Origin of the sequence: Bifidobacterium vespertilionis (assembly GCF_008698145.1) — a bacterium.
Taxonomy (GTDB): domain Bacteria; phylum Actinomycetota; class Actinomycetes; order Actinomycetales; family Bifidobacteriaceae; genus Bifidobacterium; species Bifidobacterium vespertilionis.
The window spans coordinates 1-3,439 of the sequence record NZ_RZNZ01000031.1; the positions used below are offsets into that span (position 1 = coordinate 1).

2 protein-coding genes and 1 rRNA gene are annotated in these 3,439 nt (G+C 63.0%); 2 read left to right on the forward strand and 1 reads right to left on the reverse strand.

Going from position 1 to position 3,439, the window contains the following annotated elements:
- Positions 1-484: 484 nt before the first annotated feature.
- Both rrf and EMO90_RS12010 read left to right on the forward strand, forming a co-directional pair.
- Positions 485-601, forward strand: a 5S ribosomal RNA gene (gene rrf / locus EMO90_RS12005).
- A gap of 137 nt (positions 602-738) precedes the next feature.
- Positions 739-1,635, forward strand: coding sequence for an aldo/keto reductase (locus EMO90_RS12010; RefSeq protein ID WP_150355157.1), 897 nt, complete (start codon positions 739-741; stop codon positions 1,633-1,635).
- 179 nt (positions 1,636-1,814) lie between these two features.
- On the opposite strand, the gene EMO90_RS12015 is transcribed toward EMO90_RS12010, so the two are convergent.
- Positions 1,815-3,293: a hypothetical protein gene (locus tag EMO90_RS12015; protein WP_150355158.1), complete on the reverse strand. Its 1,479-nt coding sequence runs from the start codon at positions 3,291-3,293 to the stop codon at positions 1,815-1,817.
- Positions 3,294-3,439 lie beyond the last annotated feature (146 nt).

Genomic DNA, 3,439 nt, shown 5'->3' on the forward strand with positions numbered 1-3,439 from the left:
GGCTGTCCTCCGCTTCACGGCTCAGCGTTCAGGATGGTGGGGAGCGTGGCTGCGCTCCGCCCGTGATGCCCGGTTGATGACGCGAACCGGGCGTGAACTGGGCGGAACGGGATGCCGGTTTTGCAAAAACCGGGCGGATCCGGTCGTCTGGGGGCCGATTTGGGCCGATTTGGGCTCCCAACGGACGCGTTCCGCCCGGTTTCGCGGATGCGGGGACCGGATTTGCCCGGTTTGATCCCAGTTCGGCTCGGCTGGCGTCGCGAACTGGGCGGAATGGAGGATACCTGATCGGTGCACGAGGTTAAGGATCCTTCGACTGCGCCCTTCGGGCTCCGCTCAGGATGACGAGAGAGCGGCTGCGCTGCGCCCGGGATGACGAAATGGTGGGCTGCCCGCTTGGCGGCTCGGCGAATACAAGAACCGCGAAATTCCGCGCGACACGCCGAAGTTGGTGCTGAGAGCACGGTGGTGTATATTTATCTCTTGCGGCGGTCATGGCCTAGGGGAAACGCCCGGACACTTTCCGAACCCGGAAGCTAAGACCTAGCACGGTGATGGTACTGCACTCGATAGGGTGTGGGAGAGTAGCACGCCGCCGCGTATACTTTTTTGTTCGAACTCAATGGTGAGTTTGAATGCAATGAAAATCCCTGAACCAAGCGGGATTTTTATATTCCGTCTTCTATCATCGACTATGGAACCTTGAACCGCAAGGTTTTCCTAGTGAAAGGACGGACGATGTCGACTGAACCCTCTCAGGAACTGCGTTCCCCCGAATACACGTTGAACGACCAAGCCCATACGCGCATTCCGCAGATCGGGTTCGGCACGTTCCAGATTCCCGCCGATCAGACGCAGCAGGCCGTCGAGGAGGCGCTCGAGATCGGCTACCGGCACATCGACACGGCGGCCGCATATTACAACGAGGAAGCCGTGGGCGCGGCCCTCAAGGCCACTGGTATGGCGGGCAAGGTGTTTGTGGCCACCAAGCTGCGCAATTGCGATCAGGGCTATGATCAGACGCTGATCGCATTCGAGGAGTCGCGCAGGAAGCTCGGCCTCGACGTGGTGGACATGTACCTCATCCACTGGCCCATGCCGCGCATCGACGCCTATCGTCAGACGTGGAAGGCGCTGCTCAAGCTGCGCGAGGAGGGTTCCATCCGCGTGGCCGGCGTGAGCAATTTCCTGCCCGAACATCTGGAGGCGCTCAGGGAGGATTCCGGCGAGCTGCCGGCCGTCAACCAGATCGAGAACCATCCGCGCTATTCTCAGCCCGCCACCCGCGCGTATTGCGCGGAGCATGGCATCGCGGTGGAGGCATGGAGCCCGCTGGGACATGGCGGCGACATGTCCGCCGAGCCGATCGTGGCCGCGGCCGAGGCCCATCAGGTTACGCCGGCGGAGGTGGTGCTGCGCTGGCATACGCAGTCGGGCCGCATCATCATTCCCAAATCCAAGCATCCTGATCGCATGCGCCAGAACCTCGCGTCCGCCACCCTGTTCGATCTGACCGCCGAGGAACTGGCCGCCATCGACGCGCTGGATGCCCCTGAAGGCCGCATCGGCGCCGATCCGGTTACGTACGTGCAGTCGCAGTCGTGGGCTGATCAGAAGGCCCGTGGCAACGTCTGACCGATCGTCGGCCGCAAACTGGGCAGATCGGGACGCCGGGGCGCCCGCGTGCGGTTTACGTGTAGTAGAAACGGACGTAGTAGAAACGGACGATTTCGGGCCTATTTCCGTCCGTTTCTACTACACATGTGACGCGGGTCGTGACGTGGGTCGTGACATGGCGTGCGACGCGGGCCACGTCAGGGCTTGACGGCGTTCGTCGTGTTCGGGCGCGTCTGCCGGGTCATCATACGGTCCAGAAAGCGGCGCAGCGTGGCCACCACAGCCAGATCGTCGGACGCGCCGTCCTTCGGTTCCAAGCCGTATTCCATCGAAACCGCCCACACCAGCAGAGGGATGGCGTAGAAGGCGTACCCCTCGAACTGGATGTACAGGTATGCGACGAGCGCGAACCAGCAGACGACGGTCTTGTTCCACGCGCGTCGGGCACCGATGTGATGCGCGACCAGCGCGATGAGCAGCACCAGTCCCACAAGGCCGTATTCGACGAGGAAACTTGTGTAGGCGCTCATGGTCCAGATGGTGTCCGGGGTCATCGAACGGTACCAGCCGTAGGCATTGGTGGCGTCCAGATGCAATGATTCCAGCGTGCTGCGGGCCATGTCCGCGCCGGTGTGCGTGGCGTCGTCGATATTGCCGGCCCCGTAGCCGGTGAGGATGGTGGAGGGGCGTTCGATCATGCCGCACAGGGGGCCGAGTGACTGCCAGATGCGCGCGAAGAACGATCCGTCGCCCATCATGCCGTTCTCCGCGATCGAATTGAGCCGGCTGTTGAGCGCGATGCTGAGCACGCCCGCGATGCCGGTGACGATCAGCGCCACGATGCCGCGGTTGCGCGATTCCGGCTTGCGCCAGCGCGTCCGCTCAACGATCACGATGATCAGCGCCACAAGCGAATCGAGGATGATGCGCACGCCGGCGCCCATGAGCACGGAACCGGCCGCGAATGCGACGATCAGATCGCGCAGGCGCTTGACGTAGATGCGGTCTCGCGTGCGCATCAGCCACATGAGCGGCAGCAGCACGCCGAACAAATGCATGCCGATGTAGCTCGGCTCGGCGAACAGGAACTGCGGCCGTCCGCCTCCCCATTTCGAATCGGGCGAACTGTATGGCCGGGCCATGAGATGTCCGAAGTAGCCCTGCACCGATCCCAGATGCGCGACGACGCCGATCCACTGCAGCACGCCCACCGCAAAGGCGAACCAGTAGGCGATGATGATCGTGCGGATCATGTCCTGCCATCGCAGTCCCTTGAGCCGCACGGCGATGTCCACCGCGACCAGACAGGCCAGCGCGCCCACCACGGCCGTCCAGCTGGTCACGGCCGCCACCGGATGGAACGCGACGGTGGCCCAGCCCAACGACGAGAGCACGATCAGTGCGGCCGGAAACAGAAACCAGACGCGGAAATGACGGTACACGTTCGGCAGTTCGCGCCAGTTGACGAGCGCGTACAGCAGGAACAGCCACGGGGAGATGGGCGTCCAGAAGGGGGCGTACAGGCCGATCACCGTACCGTCGACGGGCAGCGTGAGCAGGGCCAGGAAAAACAGCAGATCGCCCCGGTCAGTCAGCGTGACGAGGTGCGTGCGCGCCGGGCCGGACCATTCGAAGGTCGGCGGGGCGGGGGGAGTTGGAATGGATGAGTATGACATCACGGCCGATCGTACAACGGGCGGATTTTAGTGGTGGTTGCAACACCTGAGTGATTTGCCACCTCGAACGGTGGTCTTCGCGATGACGCGATCATATCATGAGGCGTTGATGAGCGCGAGGATCCTTTCACTGGGCTTGTCGTACC